The following is a 14,169-nucleotide window of genomic DNA, read 5'->3' on the forward strand; positions in this document are numbered from 1 at the left end:
ATGGCAATATGAATAATGGTTACGAAATTAATCCAAGAAAAGAGGCCTTTAAGGAAGGCATTGCTGCCCTGACGGGATTGGCAACCTCGGTTGTCAGTGATGTATTGGGCCGTACTATTGGTGCGGTCAATATATTGCCTGTAAATAAGTCACCAGTTTCCGTATGTGGTAACGCTGTCACAGTCAGTGTTAGATCTGGCGATAATTTGATGATTCATAAGGCGCTACAAATTCTCCAGCCAGGCGATGTACTGGTAGTCGATGGTGGAGGTGACATCTCTCGAGCCTTATTTGGCGAAATCATGATGACTGTTGCTAAATCAAGAGGCGCAGTTGGAGTAGTTTTTGATGCAGCAATTCGGGATGTTGAGGCTTTTGAAAAGCATCGCTTTCCATGCTGGGCGCGTGGTGTCAATATGCGCGGCCCCCTTAAGGATGGTCCAGGCAGTATTAATGTGCCTGTTTCCATAGGGGGTATGGTGATTCATCCAGGCGATGTGATTTTGGGCGATTGCGATGGGATCATTGCTTTGTCTCCTGAGTTGGCATTGGAGGGCGCTAGATTAGGTAAAGAAAAAGAGATTACTGAACGCAAAACAATTCAATCCATTATTGATGGTAAGTACGATGATTCTTGGGTAGACGCTACTTTGAAACAGAAAGGCGTGATATGAAACTTAAGAGAGTCTTGACAGTACTTTTAAGCTTTGTTTCCCTCAATGCAATAGCGGCATTTCCAGATAAGTCGATTAAATTTTTAGTTCCCTGGCCTCCAGGTGGAGCGACGGATCAAGTTGCTCGTATCTTGGCAATACCCCTTACCAAAGAGCTTGGCGTTTCTGTTTTTGTTGAAAACAAGGGCGGGGCAGGCGGCAACATAGGTACGCAGGCTTTTGTACAAGAGAAGCCAGATGGATATGCAATCTTAATGGCAACCAGTTCAACTAATGCGGCAGGCCCTCACTTATTTGCAAATCAAGGCTTCGATGCCGCCAAAGATTTCACTCCAGTAGTTTTGGTATGCACTATTCCAAATATTATGGTCGTACCTGAGTCATCGCCTTGGAATAGTATGAAAGACTTGATGGCTGATGCCAAGCAAAACCCTGGAAAGTTTACCTATGGCTCCGCAGGCATTGGCGCATCTCAGCATTTGGCCGGCGCACAATTTAAAACCGTCACTGGTTTAGATATTCGTCATGTTCCCTACAAGGGAAGTGGTCCTGCCGCCTTAGATTTAATGGCTGGACATATCGATATGATGCTCGATACTGGCTCGCTGAACAATATCAAGGCGGGTAAATTAAAAGCCTTAGGCATAGCGGCAGATAAGCGCATCCCTGAGTTGCCTAACGTCCCAACAATGAAAGAAGTTGGGGTGCCAATGGTTGCGAATGCTTGGTATGGCGTGATGTTGCCTGCGGGCGCGCCAAAGGACATTACTGAGAAACTCAATGTTGCCTTCAATAAGGTTCTAAAAGATCCAGAGGTACGCAAAAGTCTTCAAGGCATTGGCGCCCAGATTGATGGCGGCTCAGTAGTCGATTTTACGAAGTTCTCACAATCAGAGATTAAGCGCTATGAAGGCATTGTGAAAATGTCAGGAGCCCCCAGAGAGTAATCTTCATGAAAAAAATCCTATTCAGCTTCTTGCTCGCAGCCAATTTTCTTTTTGCTAGCGTTCTGATGGCTCAAGATTATCCAAATAAACCCATTAAGGTTTTAGTTGGTTATGCTCCTGGCGGAGCGGTTGATTTGGTTGCCAGAACTTTAGGTCAAAGCCTCTCAGCCTCTCTTGGTCAGTCGATAGTATTTGAAAATAAGCCGGGAGCTGGAACAAATATTGCCGTCAAGCAATTGATTGATAGTCCGCCCGATGGTTACACCTTAATGGTGGCTGCAAATGCCTTGGCGGCAAATATGTCTTTATATAAACCGCAACCCTTTGATATTGACAAAGACATTACGCCAATTGCTATGATTGGTCGCGTACCAGTTGTCATCGCAACTTCTGCTGATAGTAAGTATCAGAAGTTATCTGACTTAATCAAAGCTGCAAAGGCGAATCCTGATTTTATTACCTATGGAACCCCTGGTAATGGCGCAACGCCACATATGGCCATGAAATTTTTCGAGCAATCCTCGGGGATTTCTTTAAAACATATTCCCTACAAAGGCGGAGCCCCCGCGATTACAGATCTGATTGGGGGGCAGTTGGATTTGGTTGCGGTAAATATGTTGGAAGTTGCCCCGCATGTCAAAAGTGGCAAGCTCAAGATTGTTGCCGTGATGAGTGCAAAGCGTTCCCCAATATTTCCAGAGGTGCCTACGGTAGCGGAATCCGGCTATCCAGGTTTTGAGGCTTCCGTGTGGTACAGCTTAATTGCACCTGCTAAGACTCCAGCATCTATTGTGAAAACGCTGCATGCTCAAGTTGAGAAAGCTTTGCAGTCTAAAGAGATGACAGAACGATTAGGCTCTGTTGGTGGGGAGGTAAGCCCTGGAACTACCGCTCAAGCAGTATCTTATTTAAATTCAGAGCGTAGGCGTTACGAGAAGCTAGTGCGTGAAGCCAATATTCAACCAGACTAATTTTTGCTGACATCAGCACCACAAAGGAAAGCATAGATGATTATTGATTGTCATGGCCACTACACCACCGCCCCAAAAGCCTTAAAGGCTTGGCGCGATGCTCAGGTCGCTAATTTAAATACACCAGCGTTAGGTCCTAAGGTATCTGATTTAAAAATTAGTGATGATGAAATTCGTGAGTCTATTGAAGAAAATCAACTGGCTAGAATGAAAGAGCGTGGTATAGATGTCACCATTTTTTCACCACAAGCTAGCTTTATGACTCACCATATTGGCGATTTCAATACCTCTGCAACATGGGCAGCTCTATGTAACGAGCTCTGCTACCGGGTGACCCAACTTTTCCCAAAACACTTTGTTGGTGCTGCAATGCTACCCCAGTCACCAGGGGTGGATATCAGCACCTGTTTACCAGAAATGCGTAAATGTATTAATGAATATGGATTTGTAGGCATCAACCTTAATCCTGATCCGTCTGGTGGTTACTGGCGTGATCCTCCATTAAGTGACTCCTATTGGCACCCAATCTACCAAGAAATGATTGCTTTAGATGTACCAGCCATGATTCATGTGAGCACCAGTTGCAATGATTGCTTTCATACTACCGGTGCCCATTATTTAAATGCAGACACCACTGCATTCATGCAATGCTTAACTTCAGATTTGTTTGCGCAGTTTCCAGCTTTGCGTTTCTTAATTCCGCATGGGGGTGGAGCAGTTCCCTATCATTGGGGTCGATTCAGAGGGTTGGCAAAAGATATGGATATCCCAGACATTAATCAGAAATTACTAAACAATATTTATTTCGATACTTGCGTGTATCACCAGCCAGGAATCAATCTGCTCACCGAGGTGATTCCGACTAAGAATATTCTCTTTGCATCAGAAACCTTTGGAGCGGTTAAGGATATTGATCCCGATACTGGATTTTATTTTGATGATACGCGTCGCTATCTTAATGCAGTTGATGGCCTCAGTAATGAAGCAAAATCAATGATATTTGAAGGCAATGCGCGTAAGGTATTTTCCAGAATAAACAATAGAATTCCAAAGTAAGCGAGGGATATGATGACGTCCGAAGAGTTTGATCGTTTGTACAGGGGCCGATTGGAGAAATTGGCAACTTCAAATTTGAGCGATGCTCTTGATAAGTTGGGTATTGCAGCTGCTGTAATCGGTATTGTTCCGCAGTGGGGTAAGACTAAAGTGATTGGTAGAGCCATTACGATCCGCATGATTGCTGCAGGCGCTGCACAAAGCAAGGCTCATCTTGGTGTCGACGCCATCTTTTCTGCTTCCCCGGGCGATGTGATTGTGATTGATAACCGTGGGGATCTGAACAATAACTGTTGGGGTGAAATTCTCTCGATGGGAGCTTTACAAAAAAAGATCTCAGGGGTAGTGGTCGATGGCGCAGTTCGTGATGTCGATACCTGCGAAGAGTTTGGGTTCCCAGTACATGCAAGAGGAACGGTTCCAATCACTGCTCGAGGACGCATCGTTCAAGAGGCTTGGAATATCCCCGTTAGGATTGGAAACATTCCCGTATTGCCTGGTGATGTGATTGTTGCTGACGTGAATGGAATGGTAGCAATTCCTGCTGGCAAGATTAAAGAGGTATTAGATGCAGCAGAGAATATTGCTGCCAAAGAGCTAGCAATGGTTGAAGCATTAAGAGCAGGGCAGTCTATTCTTGATGTGGATAAGCAATTTAACTACGAACAAATGTTGAAAAGTTAGGCGCCGATATGAATTCAATGTATATCCCTAGAGTGATTTCAAAAATCCTTTGCTTGATCTGTTTTGGATTAAGCGCTCAATTGGCATACGCCCAGTACCCATGCCCTGTCATCAAAATCATTTCGCCTTATCCACCTGGTGGTGCGAGTGATGTTCTCGCAAGAATGTTAGTTCCTGGACTATCAAAACAATTAAATGTCAGTGTGATTGTTGAAAACAAGACAGGTGCCAGCGGCAATATTGGTACTGACTTTGTGAGTAGTGCAGCTGGTGATGGTTGTACTTTATTACTTGGCAATAGCACAGGCGTTGTCATTAATCGGAATCTATACAAGCTTCGTAATGATCCCATTACTAGCTTAAGGCCAGTGGCTGAGGTCGCTGCCGTACCCATGGTGCTCTATGTTAATTCATCGGTTCCTGCAAACTCTGTCGCTGAGTTAATCGCTTTGATTAAGAAGGAGCCAGGTAAATACAGTTTTGCTTCCCCTGGAAGTGGAAGTACTCATCATCTTTTAGGCGAGTTGCTCAAGCTTGAGCAAAAGCTGGATATGACTCATATTCCCTATAGAGGGTCTGGGCCTGCAATTGTCGATGTATTGGCTGGTCAAGTACCGATGGCATTTGAGGCTACTAGTGCAATGGTGCCTCACTTAAATAGCGGCAAAGTGAGGGCGCTTGCAACTACTGGAGCGGTGCGAGCAAAAAATTTGCCAGATGTTCCGACTATGAAAGAGCTTGGATATCCTAAGTTCGTTGTAGAAAATTGGTATGGCATTTTTGTTCCAGCCAAAACGCCAACAGCATTGGTCAATCAGTTAAATAAAGAGATTAATAAAACGCTGGCATCGACCGAGGTCGCGGAGAGTTTATCAAAGATGGGCTCTTTGAATGCTGAGCAAACTCCTGAGCAATTTGCGGCGTTTGTCAAAAAGGAGATCCCTTACTGGGAGCTCCTAGTGAAGCAGTCTGGGGCTACTGCAGAATAGATGCCGAACTATTTCTTTTTAGCTGCCTTCATGGCCGTGTGAGTAGTGCTATTCAGATTAGTCTGCGCAAGATTCATTGCATGCTTCACAGCCTTTTGACTGCTTTCATAAACGTTATTGGCAGAAGCAATGGCTTGCTTCATTGCGTCAATGGCAGCATCAGAACCAGCAGGGGTATTCTGTGTCCACTCTTCCACTAAAGCATTGATCTTTTGTTGACCTGCCTGAAATTCTTTTTCAGCTGATTGGGTAAAGTTGTTTTGAGTTTCATGAGCCAAATCATATAAGTGACGACTATAAGCCATGATCTTTTCGGCCATTGGTTGCACAGCTTCTGCTTGGTGGGCAAGGAGCTGTTGAATGTCTTTCACTTCCAAAGCTTTCTTAGCGCTCGTCATGCTGTCGCTCAAGCTTTGCTTTGCAATATACATATTGAGTTCAACTAATTTTTCAATGCTTTGGAGTGCTTGATTAGTTAGGCTACTCAAGGTTTCTAAATTTGCCTTTTGCGCTGCAGCCAACTGTTCTGGTGTTAAGTTCATTTCAATCCCCTTCAAATGGATTTGCGCCTCGTTTGTACTGATAAGCAATATCTCACTCTATACCTCTACTGCTAGCTTGCTATATATTGCATCGCAGCATAAAGAATCATCAAGAGTCCAAATATGGGAGGAAGGTGCCCATATAAAAAGAGCCTAAAATCAATGGTTGAATAAAAAATTCCAATATTTTCAGTAAGTTAACCATGAAGCTCAGCTTAGATACCGTCATTGCACCGATATTCGTGCTGATTTGGAGCACGGGCTTTGTCATTGCTCGTCTAGCCATGCCTTATGTTGAGCCAGCAACCTTCTTATTTTGGCGTTTTGCGGGTGTTCTAGCAGCCATGGCGGTGCTTAGTCTGATCTGGCATATTACCTGGCCAAGTTGGTCGCAAACAAAGCATATTGCTGTTGCTGGCATCTTGCTGCAGTTTGGATATTTGTTCGGAGTGTGGTTTGCTGTCCACCTCGGCATGACAGCAGGCTTGGTAGCCATTATTGTCGGCTTACAACCTATTTTGACTGCTTGGTTCGCTGCATGGGTATCAGAACAAGTCTCACCACGTCAGTGGACTGGCTTAGGCTTTGGTTTTGCAGGCGTTGCTCTAGTGGTGCTGGCAAAAATTAGTTTTGCCCATATTCCATTGGAGGGCTATGTATTGGCATTTATCGCATTACTTTCGATTACTTTTGGCACCCTGTATCAGAAAAAATATTGTCCCGTATTTGACCTCAGTGCAGGTTCTTCGATTCAGTTTGGGGTCTCTGCCATTCTTTGCTTTATTTATATGTATTTCTTTGAGACAGGCGTAATGGTCTGGAATGCGTCGGTCATTGGCGCCTTATTGTGGGCCATTTTTCCGCTATCGATTGGCTCAATTAGCCTGCTATTTATGATGATTCGCAAGGGTGCAGCAACCAAGGTAACTAGCTTTCTTTACCTCACACCTCCGACAACAGCGCTGATGGCCTGGTTCTTATTTGGTGAGCCGTTTACGCTCATGATGGCACTAGGGCTGGGTTTGACGATGACAGGGGTAGTCTTGGTAAATACCCGCCAAGCCAATTCGGTGGCGACCATTGCTGAGTAGAACGCTGTCAAATGTCCAAGATGGGGCTAATAAATCCATCCTGGGCTTTGAAATTAATTATCATTCCGTATGTTAAAAGTTTTGGAAGGTATTTTTAGGATGCATTTGAATCGACTCTCGATCTTGATCTTGACTATGGTCTTTGCATGCGGCGCTTCTCTGAACGCGCCAGCCATTGCCGCCAGCCAAGATAGAGAAAAAAAGCCCAAGACCAATAAAGTAGTCGTTAGAACTACTAAATCAACTAAACAGCAAAAAGCGGTTCGCGTTACCGTCACTCGTTCATCTGAGCCCGCTCCGCCCCATCCTTCATTTGCAACAGCACTGGGTTTGCGGGGCCAGCATGATGAGCTGAGCTTAAAGTCTAGTGTAGCTATGGTTGTTAATCAAGATACCCAAGAAGTGTATTTTGAAAAAAATTCTTCTGTTAGCTTGCCTATAGCCTCTATTACTAAGTTAATGACTGCGATGGTTGTTTTAGATTCCAAGCTACCTTTGGATGAGACCATTGTGATTAATGCGGATGATGTTCGTAGCTATGCTAAATCTCGTCTAGCGGGCGGCACAGTCATGACGCGTGAAGAGGCTTTATTGCTTGCTTTGATGTCCTCTGAGAACCGAGCAGCATATACCTTGGCCAGAAACTATCCTGGGGGTGTTTCAGGTTTTGTAGATGCTATGAATCGTAAAGCGAGAGAGTTGGGAATGGACCATTCTCATTTTGCTGACCCTACGGGTTTGATGAGTGAGAACGTGGCCTCTGCCGAAGATCTAGCCCGTATGCTCAGTGCTGCCTACCAGTACAAAATGATCCGTGAATTCTCCACCTGGCCAGATTTAACAATGGTCATCGCCAATCGACCACAAAAGTTTTTAAATACCAATCGTTTAGTACGCTCTGGGGATATGAATATCGGCTTACAAAAAACGGGTTTTATTAACGCAGCAGGAAAGTGCTTAGTGATGCAGGCCAGAGTGAACAACACACCCTTATTATTGGTGTTCTTAGATTCTGTTGGTACCCAATCTCGTTTTGCAGATGCGGTACGCGTGCGTGACTGGTATGAGCGCATGCCTTCAGGCACGCAACCAGTTCGTCGCTTGATGTAATGGGTTTTAGCTAGACTGCTGAGCCTGGCTCGGTCGTTTTAGGTTTGTAACCTAACCCTTTAGAAATCTGTAGGGCGGTATCCTGTAGGGCTTTGAGCCAGTCAGCTTGCATACGATCTGTCGGTGAGCTGAGTGATAAGCCTGCAACCAACTTTCCAGCATCATCCAAAATAGCAGCGGCGAAACAACTTACACCGAGCTCTAACTCTTCATCATCGCGGGCATTGCCTTCTTTTCGAACTTGATTGAGGGCAGACTCTAATTTTGCTGCGTCAGTAATACTATTACGAGTGTGGCCTGATAAGCCAGTCCGGGTGACATAGGCGCGAACTTGATTGGCATCATCGCTTGATAAAAATAGTTTACCAACGGAGGTGAGGTGTAGTGGAGCCCGCCCACCAATGGCACGAACTACTTGCATGCCAGAGCGTTCGCTATAGGCGCGATCGATATAAACGATTTCATCACCTTGGCGTACTGATAGATTGATGGTCTCACCAGTGAGTTTATGTAACGTACGCATGGGAGCTTGAGCTGCCTCGCGAACAGAGAGTCTTGCCTTCACTAGATTACCGAGTTCTAAGAGTTTTAGGCCAAGTCGATAAGTGCCGCCATCGCCCCGTTCAACCAAACGGCAGGCAACCATATCATTCAGAATGCGGTGGGCAGTAGAAGGGTGAAGGCTGGTTTGCTCCGCTAAATTTTTGAGACTGCTAGATTCTTCTTGCTCGGCTAAGGCATCAAGCAGATTCATCATCCGCTCGACCACCTGAATGGCTGTTTTAGCAACTTCCCCAGTGCTTCTGGCATTTTTGACAGTTTTACTAGTGCTCATAGGCTCTATTGTAGCGATTTCAGTTGAAATTGCATATTGTGAAACGCTATTTTAAAGATATTCAGGCTTCAAAGCCCTGTTTTAAGGGCTATTTCTCAGATTGTTTGAGGGCTTTGGCGCACTCACTGACGAGATCGGGACCCCTGTAGATGAGCCCACTATAAATCTGTACCAGGCTGGCGCCGGCCATGATTTTCTCCTTTGCATCAGCCCCCGACAAAATACCGCCAACGCCGATAATAGGTAACGTATTTCCTAATCTTGCTTTGAGTGTTTTGATTACTTGAGTTGAGGCTGTACGCACTGGGGCACCCGATAATCCACCGGCTTCTTCACAATGCTGAATACCTTGCACGGCATCACGTGCAATCGTTGTATTGGTAGCAATGATAGCATCGATGCCAAACTCCATGGATAAATCTGCAATCAAATTAATATCACCAGACTCTAAGTCAGGTGCAATTTTCAAGAAGAGTGGTTTACGAACGTTGTAGCGATCACTCAAACGTTTCCTAGCTTCATCTAAACGACTCAATAATGAACGCAACATAGCTTCGCCCTGAAGAGCTCGTAGGTTCTGAGTATTTGGGGAAGAGATGTTCACAGTAATATAGGAGGCAATTTCATAAACAGCTTCCATTGCCAGCATGTAATCGCTGGCAGCATCTTCAATTGGCGTGCTAGCATTCTTGCCAATATTCATACCCAAGACACCACCTTGTTGCCAAAAGCGTGAGCGGCGAACTCTAGTAACGCAAGCATCCACACCATCATTATTAAAGCCCATGCGATTGATGATGGCCTGTGCTTCTGAAAGCCTAAACATGCGTGGCTTTGGATTTCCTGGTTGTGGACGGGGTGTGACTGTACCAATTTCTAAAAAACCAAACCCCAGAGCAGCAAGTGCATCAATGTGTTTGCCGTCTTTATCTAGGCCAGCAGCAAGGCCGACTGGGTTTGCAAAGGTGATTCCACAAATCGTACGAGGGTCAGCTACAGGCTTACCCATAAGACGTTCAAGCAAGCCCCAGCGCTGTGCACGATCCAAATTACTGAGAGTGAGATTGTGGGCTTGTTCGGGATCTAAGCAAAAGAGCCAGGGGCGTAAAAGAGAATAACGATCGATCATGGGTAGATATTATGACCCAGTCAAGCTCTGCCAATGATCATCAATTAAACCTTCTATCGGCTGATAGTTGGCTTTATAAGACATTTTTTCACTCTCTCGAATGTAGTAGCCTAGGTAGAGATAAGGAAGCCCCAGTATTTTGGCCTGCTCGATTTGCCATAAGATGCTGTAACTACCGAAGCTAGATGCGTGCACCGAGGTATCGAAGAAGGTGTATACCGAAGAAATCCCCTGATCTAAGATATCAATCATGCTGACCATGCGCAGGCGCCCAGGATGAGAGTCATGCGGACCATCCCTAAACTCCACAATGCGCGAGTTAACACGACTCTGTAATAGGAACTGCATGTATTGCTCTTGATCATCACTATCCATTTCTCCGCCAGCATGCCTCTCATTTTGATAGCGCTGGTATAGCTGATAGTGCTCCTCTTGATAACCTAAGTTCAGAACAGATACCTCTAAGCCAACATGCTTTTTCCAGGCGCGACGTTGACTGCGAGACGGTACAAATTGATTGACTAGAATACGAGTGGCAACGCAGGCTCTGCATTCATCGCAATAAGGGCGATAGGTATAAAGGCCGCTACGACGAAAGCCAGCATTCAATAGCTCACTATAAGTATCCGCATGAATTAAATGGGATGGTGTAGCTACTTGTGAGCGCGCTGTACGATTAGGCAAATAAGAGCAAGGGTAGGGCGCCGTTGCATAAAACTGCAATGCGGTGAGCGGAAGTTCTTTGAGCCGAGTCATAGCCAGTGGGTCAACATTGTTTTGTCAAAAGTCCAAGATAGTTCAATCTTAGTTTGATTCAAAGATATTTGCAGTTGTTCCAGAAATTCACGTCGGGAGATGGGGGCTGCACCCAGGGAATGCAAGTGCGAGGTCTCTTGTTGGCAATCAATCATGACAATTTCATTTTGAAGGGACCAAGCACTTAAGGCGGCTAGGGCAATCTTGGAGGCGCCAGGCTTACGGCTGAACATGGATTCTCCAAAAATCATGGAACCAAACGATACGCAATATAGGCCACCAATGATTTGACCACCTTCAGTCACTGCAATGCTATGGGCATGACCTCCTTCATGAAGTGCGGTGTAGGCATCCATGATTTCATGGGTGATCCAAGTGCCATCTTGATCTTTACGGGCGCTGGTAGCGCAAGCACGAATCACCGCCCCAAAATCATCATCTACTACGATTTGTGAATGAACATCTTGACAGAAAAGACGAATATTTTTTTTCAGAGAATCACTACATTTAAATTCTGTGGGCTTGAGAACCATGCGGGGATCTGGTGACCACCATAAGACGGGTTGATTATCGGAGTACCAAGGAAAGATCCCGAGTTGGTACGCTTGAGATAGCTGTCCTGGATAAATACGCTCACTCACTGCAATCAATCCTGGAACACTGGGATCGGGATCAGATTCAAGCAGTGGGTTTGGAAAGGAGTCCTGTGGTCCTAGCCAAGTAATCTGACTCATACCTTAATCTACGTCAGACACTAAATTCTCTCGGATGGCAGCACATCACGACTGCGTACCTGAAACCCTTTACCTGCCTCTAAAAGGCCGGCAGCGCGGTCAGCAAAGAACCACTCTAGGGTTTGCTTGACCGTTGGGAAAGCCAACTCTGCCCAAGGAATTTCATGCTCATGAAAGAGTGCAACCTCAAGACTCTCTTCGCCAGCGCAAAATTGTGAAGAGGTCATTTTTGCTAGGTAGAACAAATGCACCTGTTCTGCATGAGGAACATTTAACAGGGAATAGAGCGGCCCCATTTCAACCTGAGCGCCAGCCTCTTCAAGCGTTTCTCTAGCGGCGCCATGACTAGTGCTTTCACCAAGCTCCATAAAACCAGCGGGTAGCGTCCAATAGCCATGACGTGGCTCAATAGCGCGACGGCACAGTAAGACTTGTTTTTCGTAGACCGGAATACTACCCACAACATTGCGGGGATTTTGATAATGAATACTCCCACAGGCTTCGCAAACATGACGTTCACGAGAATCATCGGCCGGAATCTTGATGGTCAGCTTAGAGGCGCAGTGAGAGCAATACTTCATGACAACTTTCTAGAAATGGGCCTTGATAAGACCACGCAGGGCATTGCTAAGAATAATCTCATCCGCCATTGAAACATCATTAATAGTCAGGTTAGCTTCGCGGGCATTCAGTTTTGGGTCAGCAAGCAGGGTTGCACGCATCACCCCAGGTAATAGGCCTGCAAAAACCGGCGGAGTTAACCATTCCGAGCTACCCTGAGGTTTAACAAAAATGCTAGTTCTCCCGCCCTCAGTCACAAAGCCCTGTTCATTAGTAAACAGAGCATCAAAGCCACCTAATCCAACAGCGGTTTGCCAGGCTAGATCGTAAAGACTGCGATTACTAACCTTATGGCGCAATAAAGCGTCGCCAGAAAACATGCCGACATCGCCAGAAAGAATATCCTTAGCCCAGAAAATTTTGACTGGTTCATTGAGGGTATCGAGCACTCCCGTGGAAGTCGAAAGATCCCCGTTTGTTGCAAGATCAAGTCTCAGCCTGAAAGTAACACCAGCATCCAGTGATGAACAAGCGTTTTCAACTACTACTTTTGCAGCAGATCTATCAAAGGTAATTCCTAATGCTAAGGCGGAAGATTGCATGCGGTCTAAATGCATTTCTAATTTCTGAGGAATGTTGCCAATGATAGAAATCGTTTCAAATAAGCCAGTAGAGGAGGGGAGATTCATCAAGAAGTTTGATTTAATCCGACATTCTTCCCATTCTTGTTTTGGCTCAGAATCAATGGTGATGCCAGCCCCAATACCTAAGGTAAAGGTAGAGGCGTGCGATTGGATTTCTTCTGTAATCTCCACGGTACGAATGGGAACACTAAAGGTAAAGTCACCGCTAGGATCAATCCAGCCTAAGGCGCCACAGTAATAGCCGCGATCTTCTGGCTCTAAGTCCTGAATAATTTGCATGCTGCGTTTTTTGGGGGCGCCTGTGACAGAACCACAGGGGAAGACGGCATTCAAAACATCCAAGAGAGAAGTATTGGGCTTAGCTTGACCTTGTACAGTTGAAGTCATTTGTAAGACATCGCCGTGCCTAGCCACTTCAAATAAATTGGGCACAGTGACCGTGCCTGGTAAAGAGATGCGGCTAAGATCGTTGCGCAATAGATCCACAATCATGACATTTTCAGCTTGATTCTTAGGGTCATCAGATAAAGCACTGGCTACTGAAGATAAAGCACTCGCAGTGCCTTTCATAGGCATGGCTTTGAGAGTATCCCCTTCACGAGATATAAAGAGCTCGGGAGATTGGGATAGGAGGTGATTACCATCGTGTGAGATGTAAGCCCCAAATCTGCCCGGCTGACGTTCACGCAGGCGGCTATATAAAGCTAGAGCAGAGCCATAAGCTTTACCAGTGATGCGATAGGTGTGATTGATTTGATAGGTATCGCCATCTCGAATGTATTCCTGAATACTAGCGATATCAGAGACAAACTGCTCCTCACTTAATGACTCACGCACATCGAGCACACCAGCAGACCTCTGATCGGGCTCGAGCAGGGCTAGCCGATCAGCAATCAAAGCATCAACTTGCTCTTTAGATAGTTTGTCAAAGCTTTTGAATGACCAAGCTTCAATCAGTGGATGAGTGCTTAAAGTGTTTCCCACTCTTTGTGGCAGACGATGAATTTGTCTGCCTAGCTCATAGGCAAATGCAGCAACAACAAACTCCCCTCTATCAAGAGCTGTCGCAATTTGGGCTAAACAAGTCTGAGTGGCCGATAAATCCAGTGAGTTATCACCAGTAGAAAGAATCCGCCAATAATGGAGCGGGCTTTCATAATGGCGACTAGACGGTTTGGCCGCTGTACTTTGCGCATCATCGAGCAAAATCATTGCGGCTGACCTATCTCTTCTATTTATTTCAGCAGGGTAGCTGATTCAATCGTCACTGTCTTAGAAGGAACGTCGGCCATTCTGCCCATGCGTGGGGCTGGAGCAACCATTGTCGGCACCTTGCGGATGGTATCAATGGTTTGTGTGCCAGAAATCACTTTGCCAAAAACGGTATAGCCATTGCCCATGGCATTGGGGAAGTCCAGTGCGACATTGTCATTGACGTTGATGAAG

16 protein-coding genes are annotated in these 14,169 nt (G+C 45.7%); 8 read left to right on the forward strand and 8 right to left on the reverse strand.

Annotated features, from left to right (window positions below; genetic code table 11):
- The first annotated feature begins 8 nt into the window (after positions 1-8).
- From CBI31_RS08835 to CBI31_RS08860, 6 genes are read left to right on the forward strand one after another with little or no spacing between them, the layout of a single operon-like run.
- Positions 9-674: an RraA family protein gene (locus CBI31_RS08835; protein ID WP_088526040.1), complete on the forward strand. Its 666-nt coding sequence runs from the start codon at positions 9-11 to the stop codon at positions 672-674.
- Positions 671-1,621 (forward strand): Bug family tripartite tricarboxylate transporter substrate binding protein, encoded by a 951-nt coding sequence (locus CBI31_RS08840; protein WP_088526041.1) that lies wholly within the window; start codon positions 671-673, stop codon positions 1,619-1,621. Before CBI31_RS08835 ends, CBI31_RS08840 begins: the two co-directional genes overlap by 4 nt.
- 5 nt (positions 1,622-1,626) lie before the next feature.
- Positions 1,627-2,592: a Bug family tripartite tricarboxylate transporter substrate binding protein gene (locus CBI31_RS08845; protein ID WP_088526042.1), complete on the forward strand. Its 966-nt coding sequence runs from the start codon at positions 1,627-1,629 to the stop codon at positions 2,590-2,592.
- Between the two features lie 36 nt (positions 2,593-2,628).
- Positions 2,629-3,648 (forward strand): amidohydrolase family protein, encoded by a 1,020-nt coding sequence (locus CBI31_RS08850; RefSeq protein WP_088526043.1) that lies wholly within the window; start codon positions 2,629-2,631, stop codon positions 3,646-3,648.
- 9 nt (positions 3,649-3,657) lie between these two features.
- Positions 3,658-4,332: an RraA family protein gene (locus CBI31_RS08855; RefSeq protein WP_206075482.1), complete on the forward strand. Its 675-nt coding sequence runs from the start codon at positions 3,658-3,660 to the stop codon at positions 4,330-4,332.
- A gap of 8 nt (positions 4,333-4,340) precedes the next feature.
- The gene (locus tag CBI31_RS08860) at positions 4,341-5,321 is read left to right on the forward strand and encodes a Bug family tripartite tricarboxylate transporter substrate binding protein (protein ID WP_240553877.1); all 981 of its coding nucleotides are present in this window, start codon (positions 4,341-4,343) and stop codon (positions 5,319-5,321) included.
- An 8-nt stretch (positions 5,322-5,329) separates the two neighbouring features.
- On the opposite strand, the gene CBI31_RS08865 is transcribed toward CBI31_RS08860, so the two are convergent.
- Entirely contained in the window at positions 5,330-5,863 is a 534-nt protein-coding gene (locus CBI31_RS08865) for a phasin family protein (protein ID WP_088526044.1), read from the reverse strand.
- A gap of 203 nt (positions 5,864-6,066) precedes the next feature.
- Here CBI31_RS08865 and CBI31_RS08870 point away from each other — a divergent pair, with 203 nt between their 5' ends.
- Positions 6,067-6,954, forward strand: coding sequence for a DMT family transporter (locus CBI31_RS08870; protein WP_088526045.1), 888 nt, complete (start codon positions 6,067-6,069; stop codon positions 6,952-6,954).
- Between the two features lie 69 nt (positions 6,955-7,023).
- Positions 7,024-8,064 (forward strand): serine hydrolase, encoded by a 1,041-nt coding sequence (locus CBI31_RS08875; protein ID WP_240553879.1) that lies wholly within the window; start codon positions 7,024-7,026, stop codon positions 8,062-8,064.
- A gap of 10 nt (positions 8,065-8,074) precedes the next feature.
- On the opposite strand, the gene CBI31_RS08880 is transcribed toward CBI31_RS08875, so the two are convergent.
- From CBI31_RS08880 to CBI31_RS08910, 7 genes are all read right to left on the reverse strand, one after another.
- Positions 8,075-8,899, reverse strand: coding sequence for an IclR family transcriptional regulator (locus CBI31_RS08880; RefSeq protein WP_088526046.1), 825 nt, complete (start codon positions 8,897-8,899; stop codon positions 8,075-8,077).
- 88 nt (positions 8,900-8,987) lie between these two features.
- Positions 8,988-10,028: a quinone-dependent dihydroorotate dehydrogenase gene (locus tag CBI31_RS08885; protein WP_088526047.1), complete on the reverse strand. Its 1,041-nt coding sequence runs from the start codon at positions 10,026-10,028 to the stop codon at positions 8,988-8,990.
- Between the two features lie 9 nt (positions 10,029-10,037).
- On the reverse strand, positions 10,038-10,784 hold the full coding sequence (locus CBI31_RS08890; RefSeq protein ID WP_088526048.1) for an arginyltransferase: 747 nt from the start codon (positions 10,782-10,784) through the stop codon (positions 10,038-10,040).
- The gene (aat, locus tag CBI31_RS08895; protein WP_088526049.1) at positions 10,781-11,518 is read right to left on the reverse strand and encodes a leucyl/phenylalanyl-tRNA--protein transferase; all 738 of its coding nucleotides are present in this window, start codon (positions 11,516-11,518) and stop codon (positions 10,781-10,783) included. The genes CBI31_RS08890 and aat overlap by 4 nt, the downstream gene beginning before the upstream one ends.
- Positions 11,519-11,538: 20 nt before the next feature.
- Positions 11,539-12,099 (reverse strand): NUDIX hydrolase, encoded by a 561-nt coding sequence (locus CBI31_RS08900; RefSeq protein WP_088526050.1) that lies wholly within the window; start codon positions 12,097-12,099, stop codon positions 11,539-11,541.
- 9 nt (positions 12,100-12,108) lie between these two features.
- Positions 12,109-13,935 (reverse strand): bifunctional chorismate-binding protein/class IV aminotransferase, encoded by a 1,827-nt coding sequence (locus CBI31_RS08905; protein ID WP_088526051.1) that lies wholly within the window; start codon positions 13,933-13,935, stop codon positions 12,109-12,111.
- Between the two features lie 23 nt (positions 13,936-13,958).
- On the reverse strand, positions 13,959-14,169 hold a 211-nt coding region (locus tag CBI31_RS08910; protein ID WP_206075483.1), incomplete at its 5' end, for a peptidylprolyl isomerase.

This window comes from Polynucleobacter campilacus (assembly GCF_002206625.1).
GTDB classification, from domain to species: domain Bacteria; phylum Pseudomonadota; class Gammaproteobacteria; order Burkholderiales; family Burkholderiaceae; genus Polynucleobacter; species Polynucleobacter campilacus.

What these genes read in the sequence shown, in the direction of transcription:
- CBI31_RS08835 (WP_088526040.1), top strand. Translation starts at nt 9, where the DNA reads ATGAATAATGGTTACGAAATTAATCCAAGAAAAGAGGCCTTTAAGGAA.
- CBI31_RS08840 (WP_088526041.1), top strand. Translation starts at nt 671, where the DNA reads ATGAAACTTAAGAGAGTCTTGACAGTACTTTTAAGCTTTGTTTCCCTC.
- CBI31_RS08845 (WP_088526042.1), top strand. Translation starts at nt 1,627, where the DNA reads ATGAAAAAAATCCTATTCAGCTTCTTGCTCGCAGCCAATTTTCTTTTT.
- CBI31_RS08850 (WP_088526043.1), top strand. Translation starts at nt 2,629, where the DNA reads ATGATTATTGATTGTCATGGCCACTACACCACCGCCCCAAAAGCCTTA.
- CBI31_RS08855 (WP_206075482.1), top strand. Translation starts at nt 3,658, where the DNA reads ATGATGACGTCCGAAGAGTTTGATCGTTTGTACAGGGGCCGATTGGAG.
- CBI31_RS08860 (WP_240553877.1), top strand. Translation starts at nt 4,341, where the DNA reads ATGAATTCAATGTATATCCCTAGAGTGATTTCAAAAATCCTTTGCTTG.
- CBI31_RS08865 (WP_088526044.1), bottom strand. Translation starts at nt 5,863, where the DNA reads ATGAACTTAACACCAGAACAGTTGGCTGCAGCGCAAAAGGCAAATTTA.
- CBI31_RS08870 (WP_088526045.1), top strand. Translation starts at nt 6,067, where the DNA reads ATGAAGCTCAGCTTAGATACCGTCATTGCACCGATATTCGTGCTGATT.
- CBI31_RS08875 (WP_240553879.1), top strand. Translation starts at nt 7,024, where the DNA reads ATGTTAAAAGTTTTGGAAGGTATTTTTAGGATGCATTTGAATCGACTC.
- CBI31_RS08880 (WP_088526046.1), bottom strand. Translation starts at nt 8,899, where the DNA reads ATGAGCACTAGTAAAACTGTCAAAAATGCCAGAAGCACTGGGGAAGTT.
- CBI31_RS08885 (WP_088526047.1), bottom strand. Translation starts at nt 10,028, where the DNA reads ATGATCGATCGTTATTCTCTTTTACGCCCCTGGCTCTTTTGCTTAGAT.
- CBI31_RS08890 (WP_088526048.1), bottom strand. Translation starts at nt 10,784, where the DNA reads ATGACTCGGCTCAAAGAACTTCCGCTCACCGCATTGCAGTTTTATGCA.
- aat (WP_088526049.1), bottom strand. Translation starts at nt 11,518, where the DNA reads ATGAGTCAGATTACTTGGCTAGGACCACAGGACTCCTTTCCAAACCCA.
- CBI31_RS08900 (WP_088526050.1), bottom strand. Translation starts at nt 12,099, where the DNA reads ATGAAGTATTGCTCTCACTGCGCCTCTAAGCTGACCATCAAGATTCCG.
- CBI31_RS08905 (WP_088526051.1), bottom strand. Translation starts at nt 13,935, where the DNA reads ATGATTTTGCTCGATGATGCGCAAAGTACAGCGGCCAAACCGTCTAGT.